Raw genomic sequence first — 20,387 nt, forward strand, 5'->3', positions numbered from 1 at the left:
GACGGGAAGGAGTGTGGGCTATGATCAGAGCAGTTGCAGAAAGACTGGTTACTTCTTTGTTGGTCATTCTGGGTTCCTGTATTTTGGTATTCAGCATTTTGTATTTGCTTCCGGGGGACCCGGTAGATTCGATTCTTGACCCTTCAACGGCCACGCCAGAGATGATCGCCAATTTGCGTCATAAGCTGGGAGTGGATAAGCCTTTTCATGTTCAGTTTTTGAACTATTTCGGAAATCTGCTACAAGGTGATTTTGGAAAATCACTGCTCAATGCTGATCCGGTGCTGCCTAAAATATGGGTCAATCTCCCGCCTACACTGGCGCTGACGCTTGCAGGTTCTGCTATTTCGGTCATTATCGGTGTCCTGCTTGGAGTGCTGTCGGCCATTCACCGGAATAAGCCGATTGATATCATCGCACGAATCGTTGGATTGTTCGGCATTTCTATGCCCACATTCTGGTCAGGCATTCTGCTGTTGCTTATTTTCTCCATTCACTTGGGATGGCTGCCTGCTATGGGCTCGGACGGTTGGAAAACCCTTGTGCTTCCGTCTCTCACTTTGGGCATTGTCGGTGCAGGGTTCATTGTCAGAATGGTGCGTAACAGTATGCTGGAAGTCATTAATGAGCAGTTCATCGTAACGCTCCGTTCCAAGGGTTTGTCTGAGAAGGTTATTATGTATCGCCATGCGCTACGCAATGCGTTGATTCCAGCGATAACGATGATCGGGATGCTGATGGGAGAAATGCTGGCCGGAGCAGTTGTGAGTGAGACGGTATTTTCACGGCAAGGCATTGGGCGTTTAATTGCGGATGCAATTATGGCTAAAGACTTGCCAGTTGTGCAGGGAGTTGTATTGTTCTCTGCCATCATGTATGTGATCGTAAATCTACTGGTGGATATATCGTATACGTTCATTGATCCAAGGGTTAGACGCTCGGCGTAAGCCGGAAGGATTCAGGGAGGAGGAAAACGGTTGAGAGAAACAATGGCTGCCAAAACAATTTGGAAGGAAAGAAAGCTGCGGGTAGCTCGGCAAACTGGAAGGTGGCGGCTCGGTGGAGTGTCGGATGGGTTCGTATATGCGGCAGGACTGATTATTGTGTTCGTAATCGTCTGTGCGGCGTTTCCGCAATGGATTGCTTCTTATGCACCCACAGAAATGTTAAGCGACCATATATTACAAGGACCGAGTGCGTCTCACTGGTTCGGAACGGACTATTTTGGGCGGGATGTATTCAGTCTGGTTGTTCACGGAAGTCGGGATTCTCTGTTTATTGGCTTTATGTCGGTACTCGTCGGCGGTCTGGTGGGTGGAATTATTGGTGCGCTCTCAGGTTACATTGGCGGTACAGTGGATTCGATACTGATGCGATTTATAGATATTTTGATGACTATTCCCGGAATTCTGCTGGCTTTGGCGATTGCGGCGGCTCTTGGTCCAAGCTTGTTCAATATTGTGCTGGCGGTAGCCATATCTGCTGTCCCCGGTTATGCAAGAGTTATGCGAGGTCAAATTATGAGTATAAAAGGACGTTCTTACGTCACTGCTTCGCGTTCCATCGGAGTTACACCTTTCGGCATCTTTTGGCGTCATGTGCTTCCTAATTCCTTGTCCCCTTTGCTCGTGATGGCGACGCTTGGCATCGGTAGCGCTATTTTAGCCGGATCGGGATTAAGCTTTCTGGGACTTGGCACGGTAAAGGAAATTCCGGATTGGGGAACAGTATTGTCTCAAGGACGAGGATATTTGACCGTAGCTTGGTGGATATGTACCTTTCCTGGCCTAGCTATTACGTTGTTTGTGTTGTCAGTCAATATTTTGGGCGACAAGCTGAGAGACCATTTGGACCCGAAAAAGAACGCAAACTAGCATCAGGGAGCCTATTCTAAAGTGCTATAGAAGGAGGGAGTTCGTTTGTCATCATTGCTGGAGATTGAACATTTGTCGGTCGATTTTCACACTAAAAAAGGTTTGCTGCAAGCACTCGACAACGTATCACTGACGATCAGGGCGGGAGAAACGGTCTGCCTCGTCGGTGAATCCGGTAGCGGAAAAACGATTACCTCCAAGGCGATTATGCGGCTAATCGATTATGAGAACGGACGAATTGCCCAAGGACAAATACGGTTGCAGGGCATAGATTTGACCGTTTTGTCACAGCAGGAATTACGCTCACTTCGTGGCAAAAAGATGGCGATGGTATTTCAAGAGCCGATGTCGGCGTTTGATCCGGTGTACACTATCGGGTATCAACTGATAGAAATCATCATGGAGCATGACCGGAAGACACGAAAGCAAGCATGGGCTCATGCGGTTCATTTGCTGAACAGGGTAGGCATTCCTGAACCGGAAATTCGTATGAAGCAATACCCCGGAGAACTGTCCGGTGGGATGCTGCAACGGGCGATGATTGCAATGGCACTTTCATGTGGCCCTGAGCTGCTAATAGCGGATGAACCAACAACGGCGCTGGATGTAACGATTCAGTCACAAATTTTGCAATTGCTTCAGGAATTAAAGACAGAATTCAACATGTCGATTCTGTTGATTACGCATGATTTGGGTATTGCGGCAGAGGTTGCGGATCGAATTGTTGTGATGTATGCCGGTCGAGTTGTGGAGCAAGCAGCAACGGAAGAACTGTTCGAGCTGCCATTGCACCCTTACACTAGAGGGTTACTTCGTTCGGTGGCAACACTGGATACAGATCGCAGCAGCAAGCTGTTTTCGATCCCGGGGGCAATTCCGAGCCTGAGTGCATTGCCTTCCGGCTGCTTGTTTCACCCGCGTTGCCCGCATGCGACGGATCAATGCAAAAACGAAGCGCCACCGCTGGCAGCCAAGGATGAACGCGAGGTAGCTTGCTGGCATTCGGAGCAATTGGCTGCGTCCGGCGATTGGCTTATTGCAGAGCTATCGGTGAAAGGGCAGATCACGGCAGATGCTGTTGCAAAGGCAACCGAAGTAAAGGAAGAATTGACGAACGTATCTGCTGTTGATGGGGCTAAGGTGAGCAGTCATGGCGTACAGGTAAAGAACTCCCCTAAATCCAATGAGACTATCACGGAAACCGTCCAGAACAAGCAGGACTTGTTTAGAGTGGATGGAATTCGCAAGTATTATCCGGTGAAAAAAAGCTTTCCCGGTCGGACTGGTGCTTCGATCCGGGCGGTGGATGATGTATCGTTCTCAATCCGGCAGGGCGAAACCTTTGGATTGGTTGGAGAATCCGGCAGCGGTAAGTCTACTTTAGGCCGGCTGCTGATGCAGCTGGAACGTCCGACCTCAGGGCAGGTATGGTTCCAGGATCGGGAGCTGACACGTTTAGGAAATTCTGAGTTGCGATCCGTTCGCCGTGATATGCAGATGATTTTTCAAGACCCCTACGGATCACTTGATCCACGGTGGAATGTGGGAGATATCATAGGGGAGCCGCTTGCGGTTCATGAAGGGTTGTATGGCAAGGCAAAGCAGGAACGGGTGGAAGAACTCCTGAGCGCTGTTGGATTATCACCTTCGCTGGTTACGCGGTTTCCGCATGAATTTTCGGGAGGACAGCGGCAGCGTATCGGGATAGCCCGTGCCATTGCTCTGCAACCGCAGTTTATTTTAGCGGATGAGGCAGTGTCGGCTTTGGATGTTTCCGTTCAGGCGCAAATTGTCAATCTGCTTCAGGACTTACAGCGTAAGCTGGATACGACCTATTTGTTTATCGCACACGGATTGCACATTGTTCGCCATATTTCAGACCGGATAGGGGTTATGTACTTGGGGAAACTTGTAGAAATTGCGCCAAGTGACGAATTGTTCAGGCATCCTGCTCATCCGTATACCCGGGGGCTTGTTGCCTCGATACCTAACCCAAATCCGAAAAACCGCCGGGAGCTAATTACGGTACAAGGTGAGATTCCTTCGCCTGCGAAGCCTCCATCCGGCTGTCGTTTTCATACCCGCTGTCCACTAGCGACCTCGCGCTGCCGTGAGGAATCGCCTGAGCTGACAGAGATTAGCACAGGACATTATGCCGCTTGTCATTACCCGGCCTAGGTTCAACCCCCTCCTTTGATCTGCTATCGGCATGATAAGAGAGCTACATTCTACAGGCTGTTCATGGTAAGATAAGGATAGAAGTATATAAATTCAATAGGAAAAGAGGGTATTATGCTAGAAAAATGGGTTCAGGAATTAAAAGATGGTGAACAAGAGCTGATTGCGTGGAGAAGACATCTACATCAGCATCCCGAGCTGTCTTTTGAAGAAACGAATACGTCTGCATTTATCGCCGATCATTTGCGCTCTTTTGGTATTGAGGTAAGAACGAATGTGGGTGGAAACGGTGTGCTCGGGTTTTTAGAAGGCGGTCAGCCAGGTAGAACGATTGCATTTCGTGCTGATTTTGATGCACTTCCCATTCAGGATGAAAAGGGTGTGCCTTATAAATCGACCGTTCCGGGTGTTATGCATGCCTGCGGACATGATGGTCACACGGCTGCGTTACTTGGAGTGGCACGCGTGTTGAGCCATAACCGTGAGGCGCTGAAGGGAAAGCTTGTGTTTATTTTTCAACATGCGGAAGAAAAACCGCCTGGCGGAGCCAAGTTTATGATTGAGGATGGCTGTCTGGATGGGGTAGAGGCGGTATATGGTATTCACCTCGCATCTGAAATTCCTTTTGGTAAAATTGGATTAAAGAGTGGACCCGCGATGGCGGCTGTCGACGCGTTTACGATCCAGATCAACGGTAAAGGCGGGCATGGCGCACGACCGCATCAGACGGTGGACTCTATTGTTATCGGCAGTCAAATTGTGAACGGGTTGCAACAGGTGGTTAGTCGCAGGGTGGACCCTATTGAATCAGCAGTGTTAACGATTGGGGTATTTCAAGCTGGAACTGCCTTTAATGTGATTGCAGATAAGGCCAAAATTGAAGGCACCGTACGTACGTTTAATAAGGAAGTGCGTAAGGAAGTCGAGAATGAAATTCGCAGTATCGTCAAGGGGTTGACTGAGGCTTATCATGCCGGATACGAAATTGACTATCTGAATGGCTATCCTTCTTTGGTGAATGCCGAAGCCGAAACGGAACGTGTACGCGAGCTCATCGGCCGACTGTATGGAGCAGACGCTTTTTTGGATTTGAAGCCGGTCATGGGAGCAGAGGATTTTGCTTATTATTTGGAGCAACGACCAGGAGCCTTCATTCATGTGGGTGCACGCAATGAGGATGAACGAACGCATTTTGCTCATCACCATCCTCACTTTGATTTTGATGAGCGGGCATTGCTCGTCTCAGGGCATATTTTTTTAGCTCTGGCGCTTGAATACTTGCAATAATAGGCATATGTTTATGACTGACGACGTATAACGGAAGCTGGAACCGCGCATAGCGCGGTTTTTTGTTGTAAATCAAAGTATTTTGACACCCGTAAAGAATGAAAATTAAGTAATTAATTCACTATATGAAAAAATCATAATAGAATTAAATAAAAGGTATTAACTCTGAAGGAAGTTCAACCCTCTTATTATAAGCTGCGGAGCAGGAGATAAAATTGTATTATCTTGATTTTTCGCACAAGGAAATGGGAAAAAGATGACGAATCTATTGAGCAAGACACCTGTGTAAGCGCTAACAAAACAAGCGTTGCACCGTTTTTATTGGTTGGGGGTGAGTCTGAGAGGACATTTGTCAGAATTGTGAGAAGCAACGATAACGATAGGAACGAATTCAGAATCGGTTGATTACTTTTATCCCAAAATGACTCGCAAATTCAATTGATAATGAAGAAGGAGGTTGAATTCATTGACTAAGGCAAAAAACAGGTTGAGAATTGCTTGTTTGGCGCTTGTGGTAGCGGGTGCTTCCTGGACAGGAATGATAGCACCGGCTCATGCTGCTTCAAGTGACGATTACAGTTGGAAAAGTGTCGTTACGGGTGGAGGTGGTGGTTTTGTACCTGGCATTATTTTTAATGAAACGGAAAAAGACCTAATCTATGCCCGTACAGATATTGGAGGAGCTTACCGCTGGAATGCTGCCAATGAGAGTTGGATTCCGCTGACGGATTCTGTGGGCTGGGAGGATTGGAACAAAAATGGTGTCGATGCACTAGCGACTGATCCTGTTGATCCGAATCGTGTATATATAGCTACAGGTACGTATACTAATTCATGGGATAAACAAAATGGGCAAATTATGCGTTCTACCGACAGGGGCAATACGTGGCAGACAACCAAGCTTCCTTTTAAGGTGGGGGGCAATATGCCGGGGCGTTCAATGGGTGAACGTCTGACGATTGATCCAAATAAGAATAATATTTTGTTCTTTGGAGCTCGAAGTGGTAATGGACTATGGAAAAGCTCTGATTTTGGAGCAACTTGGAGCAAGGTAAGCAGTTTCCCGAATCCAGGGACGTATGTACAGGATCCTTCCAATGAATATACCAGCGACATTGTCGGTTTAGCGTGGATCACCTTTGACAAAAAAAAAGGCTCTTCCAGTAAAGCAACGCAGACGATCTATGTAGGTGTTGCAGATAAAAAGCAAAGTGTCTATCGCAGTACAGATGGCGGGACAACCTGGTCTGCTATAGCGGGACAGCCTACGGGCTATTTGCCACATCACGGTGTGTTATCACCGGACGGTAACCTGTATATTTCGTATAGCGATGGAGCAGGTCCATATGATGGATCAAAGGGTGAACTGTGGAAATTGAATACAGCAAGCGGGCAGTGGACTAACATTAGCCCCATAGGTAGCAGTAGTGCGGACAATCATTTTGGATATGGTGGACTGACGGTGGATGCCCAGAAGCCAGGTACACTCATGGTTGCTACGTTGAATGCCTGGTGGCCGGATGAAACGATTTATCGCAGCACTGACAGTGGTGCAACTTGGAGTCCTATTTGGGAATTCGATGGTTATCCGTCTCGTAAGCTAAAATACAATCTGGATATCAGCGCTGCGCCTTGGTTGACTTTCAATACCAAGCCTGCTCCACCAGAAGTATCACCCAAGCTTGGTTGGATGATCGGAGACCTAGAGATAGATCCGTTTAATTCAGACCATATGCTGTACGGTACGGGAGCTACGATTTATGGTTCTAAAAATCTGACGAATTGGGATAAAGGTGGAAAGCTGGATATCGCTGTAGCCGCTAAAGGGATAGAGGAAACGGCCATTTTAGATCTGGTGAGCCCTCCAGTCGGCGCGCCTTTGGTCAGCGCAGTAGCTGATGTCTCGGGTTTCAAGCATGACGATCTTTTCAAGGTTCCAGCTAATATGCTGGATAATCCAACCTTTACAAGCAGCGAAAGCATTGATTATGCTGAGTTGAATCCTTCTTTTATGGCCCGGGTAGGTAAAGCGGATTACAAAAATGATCCAAATGCCAAATCCATTGGATTTTCCAATGATGGTGGAGCGAAGTGGTATAAGGCAAATAGCGAGCCTTCCGGTACAGCAGGAGGAGGCAGCATTGCCGTTGCGGCAGATGGCAATGGCATGCTGTGGAATACATCGGACAAAGGTGTGTTCTACTCCAAAACTGGCGGCAACTCATGGACAGCAAGTACGGGGATTCCAGCGAATGCAAAGATCGCCTCTGACCGAGTGAATCTTAATAAATATTACGCATTTGCCTCCGGAAAAATATATGTGAGCACCAATGGAGGCGTATCATTTACACCATCAGCGGCAACTGGCTTACCAACAGCAGGCAATGCTGATATTAGTGCTGTACGAGGAGCAGAAGGAGATGTATGGCTCGCCGGGGGTTCTGAGGATGAAGGGCTTTACGGCTTATGGCATTCCAAAGATTCCGGCGCTACGTTCACCAAGCTTTCTAATGTGCAGGAAGCGGATTTTGTAGGCTTTGGTAAGGCAGCGCCAAACCGCACGAATGCAGCGGTTTTTATCGTTGGTAAAATTGATGGCACACGTGGATTTTACCGCTCGGACGATGCTGGCGCAAACTGGGTGCGCATTAATGATGATAAGCATCAATATGCTCGAGTGACCAAAATTATTGGAGATCCTCGGGTTTATGGACGTGCTTATCTGGGAACAAATGGCCGCGGCATTTTGGTGGCAGATCGTCTAGGTGGTGATCAACCGTCTACTGGGCAAGCAAGTATTACACCAACGACTGCAACCTATGGAGTAGATAACGGCAGTACCGAAATTACTGTCAAGCTAACACTTAGCGGTAATACGTTAGAAACGATCAAGCAGGGGAGCCTAGTACTAAACAAGGGTGAGGATTATACGATTAGTGAAGAAACAGTCGTTCTTACCAACAAGTATCTATCAAAACTTCCTAAAGGAGAGACAACGCTTAACTTCCATTTTAGTGCAGGCAATGACGCGTTGTTCACGATTATGATAAAAGGGGATACGCCAGGCGAGCCGGGAACAGACCAGGGCGTTTTGAAGGTGCAAGCCTTCAATGGGAATGTATCTGCCACAAGCAATACAATCAGTTCCAAATTTAAAATAACCAATATGGGAACCTCACCAATTTCCCTAGCAGACGTGACATTGCGTTATTATTACACCATTAATGGGGAGAAAGCACAAAATTTCTTCACGGATTGGTCGAGCGTCGGTACAGGGAATGTGATTGCTAGCTTCAAAACATTATCCAATGCGAAGCCAGGGGCAGATTCTTATGCAGAAATCGGGTTTAAATCGGCTGCGGGTTCTTTAGAGCCCGGTCAAAGTGTGGAGTTGCAAACCCGGATATCCAAAGAGGACTGGAGCAGTTACACACAAACGGATGATTATTCATTTAATCCCACAGCAAACAGCTTACAAGATTCTGCTAAAATAACCGCTTACCTGTCTGGAAGCAAGCAATGGGGAATTGAGCCCTAAACCTTAATAAGGACAATCCTAAGTCAGCCACTCTAATGAGTGAGCTGGCTTTATTTTTGACGATCTTATTGTCCCGCATTCTTTTTTTGGGGAAAAAGCAAAGACAAGTTGAAAACAGCAACTAATAGAGATTCAAATTAAATTATATAATTATTTCACTATATGAAAAAATCATAATAGAAAAAAACTCTTTCTCGCATACAATCTCCACAAAACAAACACACCACTTTAAGTAGAAAAAGAAACACTGACGGGAACATATGTTCTTTTATCTCAAAAAAGAAACGCTCCTGTCCTTAGACAAAAAGCGTCTCTAATCAAATTTTTATATTTATCATACACCTCAAACAAGATGCCGGGATACTGAAATTAACAGTGTCATCGTAATGACATTCACAATTGTAGAAAGTAATACTGTTTGTGCGGCAAAATCGGGTTCATTTTTATATTCTTCCGCCAAAATACTTGTATTAACACCGGTAGGCATACCCGATGCAATGAGTAAGGCTTGAGCGGGAATCCCCTTAAGATCCAGCAGCAAGACGAGCATAAAACCGACTATTGGACCAGCAATCAGGCGTAGTACCATACTGATGTACACGGCTGTCCGGCGCAAGCGAAAGGGATATTGCACAATTTGTGCTCCCAAAGTAAGCAGAGCCACGGCAACCATCGACTGACTAATATAATTCAAAGGTTCAGCCAGTAAATTAGGCAATGGACTATGCAGCAGATTTAGGAGCAAACCTAGCGCAAGCGCATAGGGAACAGGCATTTTTAAAAAATTAATTAATATTTTTCGAGTATTGGCCTTGCCGTTTTGCACAACAAAAGTGCCGTATGTAAATGTGACAAAGCTTTGAAAGGTCATAATCAGAGCTTGAACGGAAATGGCCAACGGGTCACCTTTGAACACCAACTGATTGATTGGCAGACCATAATTTCCTGAATTATCTAGCATTACACTATTTGTAAAAGCTCCACGCATTCCGGGGCTGTATTTCAGAGATCTGGCTACGGTAGTACTGATTACGTACAGAATAGCTATGTACAAGGCATAAAAAAGTGAAACCTCACCCATGAGCATTAAAGAAATTTCTGAGTTATAAAGACCCGTAAACACAACTGCGGGGGTAATATAGTAAAAATTGATTTTAGCTAAGGTATACAAATCCAATCGAAAATAATATTGCATGATACAACCAAAACCGATAAGTACAAAAATAGGTAAAACAACGTCCAAAAGAATGGTGCCGAACATGTCTGTTTCATCTTCTTTCTATTATGCGAATGTAAAGGCTGATTCTTAAAAATGCATGTGTAATTCTCATTATACTGTGTAAATAGGTTAGGCGTATAATAAAATTTTATAGTGGTTTTGGTAATCTGGACTGCAGCTATATTGGTGTCTCACACATTAGATAAGAAAAGATAAAAAATTAGCTTAGAGAAGCCGTTAATACATCTAGGGACATTTGAGCCTGGTCTTTACTATAAGGAGGAATCGCATCATGAGAAACACTTGGACAGCCTTACTAACGTGTATACTGGTCTTGGGATTGGCAGCGGGAACCGCTGAAGCCAAGCAGGGACGCGGAAATGATCAGGAGAACAAACAGGAAGCAAAGACGTCTGTTAAAGACGGGAATGAAAAGAGCGGGGAAGAGCTAATCAATCCCCATGACTCAGACAATGATCAGTCCAAAAAACAAAAGGACAAAACATCCGGGAAAAAGGATGAAAACAGTAAAAAAGACAAACACGCAGAAATCAGAAAAACTGAACCTGTTGCAGTAACAGATGATACGTACGAGGAGTCCAAAGACCATAATGCTCACAAGGGACGCAACGGTTACAAGGGTCTGCTTCACGCGGTAGAAAATACGAAGGATAAGCCGGCAGGAGCGGTTATTGCGAACCTGCTGCTTACGAAATACCCGGAACGTTTGACTCCGGAGCAGGTTGCTGAACTTGAATTGATCCGGAATTCTGGTAAAGCACTGACTGAGGCAGCTAAGCTACTAGCTGAAAACGGAAATGTGACTGATGCCGTTTACATGCAGGAGGAGGCAGTACTGGCTAATGTGTCCGATCTGGAAAGCTACAAAAAGCTGGGTGAATTCTCGAAAAAGGCCGGACGGCCGTCGGGTATGAAGCTGTTCGTGAATGGTGAAAAATACGATGCCAAACCGATTAATCGCAATGGGACCACACTTGTTCCGTTTAGAACAGCTTCCGAAGCTTTGGATGCAAAGGTTTCCTGGGATCCGAAAGAAAAAGCTGTTACTGTCACCCGTAACGGCGTGTCCGTCAAATTATTTGTTAACAGCCCGAAAGCATATATTAACGGTCAGCCGTATTCTATCGAGCAGCCAGCATCCATAGTGGATGGGACGACAATGGTACCTGTAAGGGTAATCGGAGAGGCCTTGGGGACAAATGTTAAATGGGAGCCTGAGAGCCAGTCCGTTGTTGTATACGAGCAGCCAACAACGCCTGCATCAACATCATAACGTGCTGTAAACAAAAAGGGCCCCTGACTAAATGTCAGGCCTTTTTGTTTTACCTTGTAATTAATGATTTCGTATTCTTTTTAATGGTGAGAAGATAGATAGCCTTCATAATACTACCAAGCTATTCGCATTATGTGCTGGTCATGTGTACAATTAAATAGAGAACGCTGAGAAAAGGGAGTGTCATAGATGGATTTAGGATTAACGGGAAAAACAGCCTTTGTTGCAGGTTCCAGTAAAGGACTCGGCAAGGCAAGCGCACGGGAGCTGGCACGCGAGGGTGCGAATGTCGTCATTTCAGGACGGAACGAAGCGGAGCTTCAGCGGACGCAGGCGGAATTACTGGAAACAGCGAGTGGCCGCGTTGAATATGTAGTTTGCGATGTAACAAAACCAGAACATATCTCCCAGGCCATCCGCCGTACAGCTGATTTGTTTGGCACCGTGGATATTTTGGTTAACAATGCGGGTGGGCCTCCTGCCGGTACCTTTGATGATTTTACAGATGAAGTGTGGATGCAGGCCTTTGAACAAAATTTACTTAGTCATATCCGGTTGATCCGTGAGGTGTTACCATATATGAAAAAACAACAAAGCGGTAGGATTTTAAATATTGCTTCTTCCTCAGTTAAGCAGCCAATTCCGGGGTTAATCATTTCAAATACGCTACGTACTGGAGTTGCTGGATTGGCAAAAACATTGTCTCTGGAATTAGCTCCTCATAATATTCTGGTACATACTGTAGCACCGGGGAGAATTGCAACTGATCGCGTGCGTAGCTTGGACGAGCATCGAGCTGAGAAAACCCAGCAAACGACGGATCAGGTTCGCAAACAAGCAGAAGAGGGCATTCCATTGGGACGGTATGGAGAGCCTGAAGAGTTCGGTAAAGTTGTTGCTTTTCTGGCGTCTTCAGCTTCATCCTATTTGACAGGGAGTACCATCCTTGTGGATGGCGGAATGATTAAATCGTTATAAAATAAAGATGCGTGCCAGCCTCAGGTTTAATTGGGTGCTGGCACGCTTTTTTTAAATTTATTTAGGAAGTAGAAAATCTTCATTCACGGCCTGGAAGCTCACAACCCTCATCGGTACATATACCACCTGCATCTTGTTTGGACGAGTTGCCGCTTATCATGGTGAAAGGTGATCGTTCATCCCATGCTTTTTGAAGCGCATCATGAAATACTTCCTCCGGCTGGGCACCAGAAACAGCAAATTTTCGATCAAATACAAAGAATGGCACACCCTGAACACCCAACTTAGCGCCTTCGGCTTCATCAGCTCTAACTTCGTCGGTAAAACGGTCACTGGCTAATATAGCAGCCGCTTCCTTTTGATCCAAACCAACTTCAGTAGCCAGCGCTACCAGCACTTCATGATCCCCTGTATGCTTGCCTTCGATGAAAACAGCTTGGAATAAACGCTCGCTCAGCTCCAGCATTTTGCCTTGTGTTTGAGCCCAAAGTGTTAAGCGGTGAGCATCAAGAGAGTTCGTCGGCACCATGGCATGAATATTATATTCAAGACCCGCAGAGCGTGCGTTTTCGTTCATTCGATCATTCATAGCCTGAGCCTCTTGCAGACTAACCCCATATTTAGCTGATAGTTCTTCATTGATCGTTTTACCACTATCTCTCATAGCACCCGGGTTCAATTCAAAACTCTTGAATGTCAATTGCACCTCATTGCGATGTGGGAATTGCTGTAATACTCGCTCCAAACGGCGTTTGCCGATATAACAGAATGGACACATATAATCAGACCAAACTTCGATATTCATCAGGAAAAAGCCTCCATGTATACGTATTTTATTGAGTAACCGGGAGTGGTGCTCCCCCATTTAGAATGTGTATAAAGGTGGAACTTCATTAGTTACAATATGAATTATAAAGCTAAAGCATTCAACGTGCAAATAATTAATGCTTGTCAAAAAATTAATGCTGTGATATTTTATATGTGTAACCGGTTACACATTGGAGTTGAACCTACACTATGACAACAATTAAAGAAGTCGCCAGCTTTGCAGGTGTTTCCGTAGCGACCGTATCCAGAGTTATTAATGAAACTGGATATGTACATGAGGATACACGGCGAAAGGTAGAGGCTGCTGTGAAGCAGTTAAATTACAAGCCCAATGAAGTTGCACGTTCTTTGTATAAAAAGAAATCCAGATTAATCGGCCTGCTGCTGCCGGATATTACGAACCCTTACTTTCCCTTGTTAGCTCGTGGGGTGGAGGATCGAATGCAGGAAAATGATTTCCGGATTATTTTCGGTAATAGTGATGAAGATCGCCAAAAAGAATTGGATTACATGGATACTTTTGTTCAAAATAATGTCGTTGGTGTTATTTCTTCTACCAATGATCCCGATGCCGATTGTTACGCCAAACTGAAGATCCCGGTCGTTTTTCTCGATCGAACTTCCAGTGACAGCCTCTCCGTATATGCGGATGGAGCCCATGGCGGTTGCTTGGCTGCTCAAGAAATGGTTGCCCGCGGCAGCAAACAAATTACAGTCATGCAGGGCCCTGCACATATTCGTCCAGCACAAGACCGTTTTCGCGGGGCGGTTGAAGAGCTTCAGCAATCCGGAATTGCTTACCATGTGGTCGAGACAACTTCCTTTTCGTTCAAGGAGGCCGAGTCGTGGGCCAAAGAGCTGTTTAGCAAGTATCCAGATACGGACGGAGTTATCGCAAGTAACGATATCGTGGCTACAGCGGTGATGCATGAGGCACATAGATTAGAAAAGAAAATCCCGGATGATGTTCAAATTATCGGGTTTGATGATATACCATTAAGTAGTTTGTTATTCCCGCCTTTGTCAACGATCCGACAACCTGCTTATGAAATGGGCTGGGAAGCAGCAGGGCTACTCATTCAGTTGATTGAGCAGTCGCAAGTAACGAATTCAAGCGTACCTAATCTTCATTCGAAAGTACTTACCTATTCAAGCATACAATTGCCCGTCAAATTTATAGAACGGGAAACGACGAGAAAGGTGGATTATAATGGCTAAAATTTCGATTATCGGAAGCAGTTCTATGGATCTCGTAGTTACTTCGTCCAAACGTCCCGGTGCTGGTGAAACGGTATTGGGTGAAAGCTTTACAACCGTACCCGGAGGTAAAGGAGCTAATCAAGCCGTAGCCGCAGCACGACTCGGAGCGGACGTTACGATGATTGGACGTGTAGGGGATGATCATTTTGGAGAACAGATTTTACGTAATTTTGAAGAAAATCATGTTCATACTGGCTATGTGAAACCGGTTACACATATGGAAAGCGGTACAGCGCATATTGTACTAGCTGAAGGTGATAACAGTATTGTCGTGGTAAAAGCAGCAAATAATGAAGTGACACCCGCCTATGTGGAAGAAGCGCTTGACGTCATTCGAAGTTCGGATATTGTATTAATTCAACAGGAAATACCGTCGGAAACAGTTGTTTATGTAAGCGAAATTTGTGCGAAATACCAGGTACCCTTGTTGCTGAATCCTGCTCCAGCTCGCGAGGTAGATGACAGTGTAATTGCAAATGCGAGCTACATTACGCCTAATGAGCATGAAGCTGCCATAATGTTTAAGGATATGAGTCTTCAAGAAGCGCTACGCAAATATCCCAACAAGCTGTTTGTGACTGAGGGTAGCAACGGTGTACGGTTCTTCGACGGAGAACAGGAAGTCGTGATTCCTACTTATAAAGTAGAAGCCGTTGATACAACAGGTGCAGGAGATACGTTTAACGCTGCTTTTGCAGTGGCATTGGCTGAAGGAAATTCGCTGGCAGACAGTGTGAAATTTGCTAATCGGGCTGCGTCATTGTCTGTTACCAAATTTGGAGCCCAAGGTGGAATGCCAACCCGTCGTGAAGTGGAGGAGCAAATATAATATGAAGAAACATGGAATCCTAAACAGTCATATATCCAAAATACTGTCGGATCTCGGCCACACAGACTATATTGTCGTGGCTGATGCCGGCTTACCTGTTCCTGAAGGCGTTACCAAAATTGATTTGGCCCTTAAATTGGGTGTTCCATCCTTTCAGGACGTCGTTGATGTCATTGCAGCAGATATGGTGATCGAAAAAATAACGCTGGCCGAAGAAATCAAACAAGAAAATGAACAAGCATTACAGTATATTATGCGCAACTTTGCAGGGGAGCAATTAGAACAGCCACAGCTTAATAAGCAGGCAGCCGTCATTGAGTTTTGCCCTCATGAACAATTCAAGGAGCTGACCCGGTATGCGAAGGCGGTCATTCGTACAGGAGAGGCTAAGCCGTTTGCCAATTGTATTTTGCAGGCAGGAGTTCATTTTGGATAAATCAATGTTGAATAAAAAGGAGGGTACAGCATGCAGATTCAAATGAAAGGAATTCACAAAGCCTTTGGAACCAATCAGGTACTGAGTGGTGTTGACTTTGATCTTCGTGAAGGAGAAGTACATGCCCTCATGGGTGAAAATGGTGCAGGCAAATCAACGCTGATGAATATTTTAATCGGACTGCATCGGCGAGATGAGGGAACGATCATCATTGACGGTCAGGAAACCTATTTTGCCGACCCCAAAGAAGCGGAGCAAAAAGGAATTGCTTTTATTCACCAAGAACTGAATGTGTGGCCGGAGATGACCGTGCTGGAAAATCTATTTATCGGCAAGGAAATGACATCCAAGTGGGGCTTACTAGACAGCTCCAAAATGAAAGCGCTAGCAAATGAACAATTCAGCAAGCTTTCGGTAAATCTTCCATTGAACGGTGAAGCAGGCGACTGTTCAGTGGGTCAACAGCAGATGATTGAAATTGCCAAAGCACTCATGACGGATGCTAAAGTTATCGTGATGGATGAGCCGACAGCCGCCTTAACCGAACGGGAAATTCAGAAGTTGTTCGAGGTTATTACTTCCTTGAAAAAAGATGGTGTTTCGATTGTGTATATTTCACATCGGATGGAGGAGATATTCGCGATCTGTGATCGGATTACCATCATGCGTGACGGGAAAACGGTGGATACTCAGGCGATTCCCAATACAAATTTTGATGAAGTTGTACGGAAAATGGTGGGTAGAGAGCTGACTGAACGCTACCCGGTAAGAACGCCTGCTTTGGGAGAAGTGGTGCTGGAGGTCAAAAATGCTTCGCATAAAGGGTTATTTGAAAATGTGAATTTCACTGTACGATCTGGGGAAATTGTAGGTTTTTCAGGCTTGATGGGCTCGGGACGGACCGAGATCATGCGGGCGTTATTTGGACTGGATGCTTTGGATCGTGGTGAGATTCATGTACGTGGAAAAAAAGTATCTATTCGTAAGCCGGATGATGCGGTGAAACTAGGGATTGGCTTCATTACAGAAGACCGAAAAGATGAGGGCTTGGTGCTGGACTTTTCCATCCGGGAAAATATGGTGCTGCCAAATCTGTTCAGCTTTACTTCGAAAGGATTTATTTCAGGTAAAAAAGAGCTAGATTTTGTTAACACTTTAATTAAGCGCTTGCAAATTAAAACCCAATCGGGCGAAACAACGGTTCGCAGTTTGTCAGGTGGTAATCAGCAAAAGGTGGTTATTGCCAAATGGGTAGGTATTGGTCCAAATGTGCTCATTCTTGACGAACCAACGAGAGGTGTGGATGTGGGAGCCAAGCGGGAAATCTACCAGTTGATGAACGAGCTGACCGAACGCGGAGTCGCGATTATCATGGTATCCTCGGAACTCCCTGAGGTACTCGGCATGAGCGATCGTATTGTCGTGGTGCACGAGGGAAAGATTAGCGGAGAGCTGAGCAGGGAAGAAGCCACACAAGAAAATATTATGACGCTAGCTACAGGAGGACAGTAATATGACAACTATGAATGATTCAAAAAGCAGCAAAGGCTTTCAAATGTCACAAATCACACAGAAGCTTGGCCCGTTGTTGGGACTCATTATTTTGGTGATTATCGTATCGGTCTTAAATCCCAGCTTTTTGGAACCGCTTAATATTTTGAATTTATTGCGCCAGGTATCCATTAATGCGTTGATTGCGTTCGGTATGACCTTCGTTATTCTCACAGGCGGAATTGATTTGTCAGTCGGCTCCATATTAGCACTATCCAGTGCGTTTGTCGCAAATATGATGCTGGCCGGGTTCGATCCTATTTTGGCGATTATCATTGGCTGTGCATTGGGTGGCGTGATGGGGATGGTCAACGGCTTGATGATTACGAAAGGTAAAATGGCTCCGTTCATCGCTACACTAGCAACCATGACCATTTTCAGAGGATTAACACTCGTTTATACCAACGGTAACCCTATCACAGGACTCGGAGACAGTCTGGTATTTCAATTGTTCGGTCGTGGCTATCAGTTCGGTATTCCGGTTCCAGCGATTACGATGCTCATTACCTTTGCTGCCCTATGGATCATTTTGCATAAAACACCATTCGGACGTAAAACGTATGCCATTGGTGGTAACGAGAAGGCTTCGATTGTATCTGGTATTAAAGTACCGCGTGTAAAAATTTGGATTTACTCTCTGGCTGGAATGCTTTCCGCATTGGCGGGAGCTATCTTGACCTCACGATTGAACTCGGCGCAACCGACGGCAGGTACTTCTTATGAACTGGACGCCATTGCGGCTGTCGTATTAGGTGGAACAAGCCTCTCTGGAGGACGCGGACGAATCGTAGGTACGTTAATTGGTGTGCTTATCATTGGTACACTAAACAACGGCTTGAACTTGCTGGGGGTTAACTCTTTTTATCAAATGGTAGTAAAAGGGATAGTCATCGCTATTGCTGTACTGATTGACCGTAAAAAATCCGCATAATACACCTAATCTGCGTAGAAGGAGACACATAAATATGAAAAAGCTTACATTAATCATGACTGCCTTGCTGCTCCTGCTCATGACAGGGTGTTCCTTGGAACCGCCCGAATGGGCGAAACCTAAAGCGGCCGCGAACCTGAAGAACATTAAAATCGGCTTGTCGATCTCAACGCTGAACAATCCATTCTTCGTCTCTCTCAAAGACGGAGTTGTGGCAGAGGCCAAAAAACAAGGAATGCAGGTCATTGTTGTGGATGCACAAAATGATTCGGCAAAACAAAGTAATGACGTGGATGATCTGATTCAACAGGGAGTAAACGCGTTACTCATTAATCCGACAGATTCGTCGGCCATCTCCACTGTGGTACAATCAGCGAATGCATTGAACATCCCGGTTATTACACTGGATCGTTCTGCTGACAAAGGAGACGTAAAAGCACTCGTCGCTTCAGACAACGTAGAGGGAGGGCGAATGGCTGCCAGATATGTGATTGACCAAGTTGGAAAAGGTGCCAAGGTGATTGAGCTGGAAGGTGTTCCAGGAGCATCCGCTACCCGTGAACGTGGGAAAGGCTTCCATGAAGTAGCAGATAAGGATCTGAAAGTCATAGCCAAACAATCGGCCGATTTTGATCGGACTAAAGGTTTGAACGTGATGGAAAATCTGCTGCAAGGCAACCCGGACGTTCAGGCTGTATTTGCCCACAATGATGAAATGGCATTGGGTGCCATCGAAGCAATCCAAAGCTCAGGTAAGAACATTCCAGTCATCGGTTTTGACGGTAACGAGGATGCGCTCAAATCTATTAAGGAAGGGAAACTGACAGCCACTGTAGCTCAGCAACCCGAGCTTATTGGACAATTGGCGGTGCAGGCAGCCAAGGATGTACTTCAAGGTAAAAGCGTGAAAACATCAATTCCTGCTAAGCTGGAGTTGGTGGACCAATCGAAATAAAATGGGTACTTGACCCGACATATTAAGCCTTCGGACTGATGCAAAACATACGCATCAGTCCTTTTTTTGACTAATCTACGATGATGATACATACCACATAAATGGAAGTTTTTAATTTTTGTATTGTAAGAAGAGACGGTAAAAGATAGAATAACAATTATATGATAATGAGAATCACTATCATATAATGAATTGTATATATCTAAGGAGGACGTATATTGTGCAACAAAGGTACAGATTAAAATGGGAATCCACGCTTTGTCTTGTGGTTCTTTTGATGGTTGTATTGAGTGCATGTGGAAACGTAACTAGCAACAACCAGACAAACGATAAGACCAGCACTAATGATCCTTCCGGGCAATCCAAAACGGTTGTCATGCGCGAATATACTGATGCCACTGGCAATAAGATCAGTATCCCTGCAAATCCGCAGCGAGTCGTCACGACACAATATTTGGATGCGATGCTGGCTTTAGGTGTTAAGCCAGTAGGGGTTGCTTCTCATTTGTTAGAAGGCGACTATTTAAAAGGAAAGATTGACGGGATTGCTGATATTGGGAACCCGACGAATGTTGAAAAGGTACTGGAGCTACAACCTGACCTGATCATCACAACAGAAGATACCACACCAGAAGTGAAAGAGCAGCTGGAGAAAATTGCTCCAACCGTAGTCGTTTTGTTTGGAGATGGGGATGTATTTAAGCAACTGCGGGATGTCGCAGCCGTGCTGGGTAAGGACAAGGAAGCCGAGCAGTGGATCGCTAGTTTCGACAAAAAGGCTGAAGAAGGTCGAAAGAAGCTGGCTGGAAAATTCAAAAAAGATGAAACGGTTACCATTTATATGACCTACGGTAAGGATGTGCTAAGAGTATATGGAGCGCGAAATGTAGGACATGTCATTTACCGTTCATTGGAATTGAATCCTCCTGAGTACATAAGGCAGAAGTTGGAGAAGGACCCGAAGTTTAACTTTGTATACGATAGCATTTCAATGGAAAAGCTGCCTGAACTGTCAGGAGACCGTATTATTATGCTGGTTTATGATGAAGCGACTAAGGACGGAATGCTTAAGCAAATTGAGCAAAGTGCACTGTGGAGAAATCTCCCGGCTGTCAAGAACCACAAAGTGTATTTCATCAAAGCTGACCCGTGGTTTACCTACTCGCCGCTTGCTATTGACAAATCGCTGGATGAAGCCGTTAACATGTTTTCCATCGATCCTAAATAAT

General features: G+C 45.4%; 16 protein-coding genes. 14 read left to right on the forward strand and 2 right to left on the reverse strand.

Features of this window, described 5'->3' with window-relative positions; all coding sequences use genetic code 11:
* Window positions 1-20 precede the first annotated feature (20 nt).
* From ACQW03_RS24010 to ACQW03_RS24030, 5 genes are all read left to right on the forward strand, one after another.
* On the forward strand, window positions 21-947 hold the full coding sequence (locus ACQW03_RS24010) for an ABC transporter permease (protein ID WP_220025208.1): 927 nt from the start codon (window positions 21-23) through the stop codon (window positions 945-947).
* Between the two features lie 30 nt (window positions 948-977).
* Window positions 978-1,874 (forward strand): ABC transporter permease, encoded by an 897-nt coding sequence (locus tag ACQW03_RS24015; RefSeq protein WP_220025207.1) that lies wholly within the window; start codon window positions 978-980, stop codon window positions 1,872-1,874.
* 45 nt (window positions 1,875-1,919) lie between these two features.
* Window positions 1,920-4,052, forward strand: a complete 2,133-nt coding sequence (locus tag ACQW03_RS24020; RefSeq protein WP_220025206.1) for an ABC transporter ATP-binding protein — start codon at window positions 1,920-1,922, stop codon at window positions 4,050-4,052.
* 114 nt (window positions 4,053-4,166) lie between these two features.
* Window positions 4,167-5,339 (forward strand): M20 metallopeptidase family protein, encoded by a 1,173-nt coding sequence (locus ACQW03_RS24025; RefSeq protein ID WP_441952124.1) that lies wholly within the window; start codon window positions 4,167-4,169, stop codon window positions 5,337-5,339.
* Window positions 5,340-5,805: 466 nt separating this feature from the next.
* Window positions 5,806-8,877 (forward strand): cellulose binding domain-containing protein, encoded by a 3,072-nt coding sequence (locus ACQW03_RS24030; protein ID WP_441952126.1) that lies wholly within the window; start codon window positions 5,806-5,808, stop codon window positions 8,875-8,877.
* A 343-nt stretch (window positions 8,878-9,220) separates the two neighbouring features.
* On the opposite strand, the gene ACQW03_RS24035 is transcribed toward ACQW03_RS24030, so the two are convergent.
* The gene (locus ACQW03_RS24035; RefSeq protein ID WP_071641047.1) at window positions 9,221-10,138 is read right to left on the reverse strand and encodes an AEC family transporter; all 918 of its coding nucleotides are present in this window, start codon (window positions 10,136-10,138) and stop codon (window positions 9,221-9,223) included.
* A gap of 250 nt (window positions 10,139-10,388) precedes the next feature.
* Between ACQW03_RS24035 and ACQW03_RS24040 the strand changes: the two genes are divergently transcribed.
* Window positions 10,389-11,390 (forward strand): copper amine oxidase N-terminal domain-containing protein, encoded by a 1,002-nt coding sequence (locus ACQW03_RS24040; RefSeq protein ID WP_076293628.1) that lies wholly within the window; start codon window positions 10,389-10,391, stop codon window positions 11,388-11,390.
* A gap of 189 nt (window positions 11,391-11,579) precedes the next feature.
* Window positions 11,580-12,368, forward strand: coding sequence for an SDR family oxidoreductase (locus tag ACQW03_RS24045; protein WP_023988932.1), 789 nt, complete (start codon window positions 11,580-11,582; stop codon window positions 12,366-12,368).
* Window positions 12,369-12,447: 79 nt separating this feature from the next.
* Here the strand turns inward: ACQW03_RS24045 and ACQW03_RS24050 are convergent, their stop codons facing one another.
* Window positions 12,448-13,173, reverse strand: a complete 726-nt coding sequence (locus ACQW03_RS24050; protein WP_441952129.1) for a DsbA family oxidoreductase — start codon at window positions 13,171-13,173, stop codon at window positions 12,448-12,450.
* A 212-nt stretch (window positions 13,174-13,385) separates the two neighbouring features.
* On the opposite strand from ACQW03_RS24050, the gene ACQW03_RS24055 reads away from it, so the two are divergent.
* From ACQW03_RS24055 to ACQW03_RS24085, 7 genes are all read left to right on the forward strand, one after another.
* A complete protein-coding gene (locus ACQW03_RS24055) occupies window positions 13,386-14,414 on the forward strand; it encodes a LacI family DNA-binding transcriptional regulator (RefSeq protein ID WP_071641041.1) in 1,029 nt (342 codons plus the stop codon).
* On the forward strand, window positions 14,407-15,285 hold the full coding sequence (gene rbsK, locus ACQW03_RS24060; protein ID WP_076293630.1) for a ribokinase: 879 nt from the start codon (window positions 14,407-14,409) through the stop codon (window positions 15,283-15,285). Before ACQW03_RS24055 ends, rbsK begins: the two co-directional genes overlap by 8 nt.
* Window position 15,286: 1 nt before the next feature.
* A complete protein-coding gene (gene rbsD / locus ACQW03_RS24065) occupies window positions 15,287-15,721 on the forward strand; it encodes a D-ribose pyranase (protein ID WP_076293631.1) in 435 nt (144 codons plus the stop codon).
* Between the two features lie 30 nt (window positions 15,722-15,751).
* Window positions 15,752-17,233 carry a sugar ABC transporter ATP-binding protein gene (locus ACQW03_RS24070; protein ID WP_071641035.1) on the forward strand — a complete coding sequence of 494 codons (1,482 nt, stop codon included), beginning with the start codon at window positions 15,752-15,754 and terminating at the stop codon, window positions 17,231-17,233.
* Window position 17,234: 1 nt separating this feature from the next.
* Complete coding sequence (locus ACQW03_RS24075) at window positions 17,235-18,203, forward strand: ABC transporter permease subunit (protein WP_441952133.1); 969 nt, start codon at window positions 17,235-17,237, stop codon at window positions 18,201-18,203.
* Between the two features lie 34 nt (window positions 18,204-18,237).
* Window positions 18,238-19,158, forward strand: coding sequence for a ribose ABC transporter substrate-binding protein RbsB (rbsB, locus tag ACQW03_RS24080; RefSeq protein ID WP_441952135.1), 921 nt, complete (start codon window positions 18,238-18,240; stop codon window positions 19,156-19,158).
* Window positions 19,159-19,378: 220 nt separating this feature from the next.
* Complete coding sequence (locus ACQW03_RS24085; protein ID WP_071641033.1) at window positions 19,379-20,386, forward strand: ABC transporter substrate-binding protein; 1,008 nt, start codon at window positions 19,379-19,381, stop codon at window positions 20,384-20,386.
* The last annotated feature ends 1 nt before the right edge of the window (window position 20,387 follow it).

Origin of the sequence: Paenibacillus sp. DRB1-1, assembly GCF_052119485.1 — a bacterium.
GTDB lineage: Bacteria > Bacillota > Bacilli > Paenibacillales > Paenibacillaceae > Paenibacillus > Paenibacillus polymyxa_B.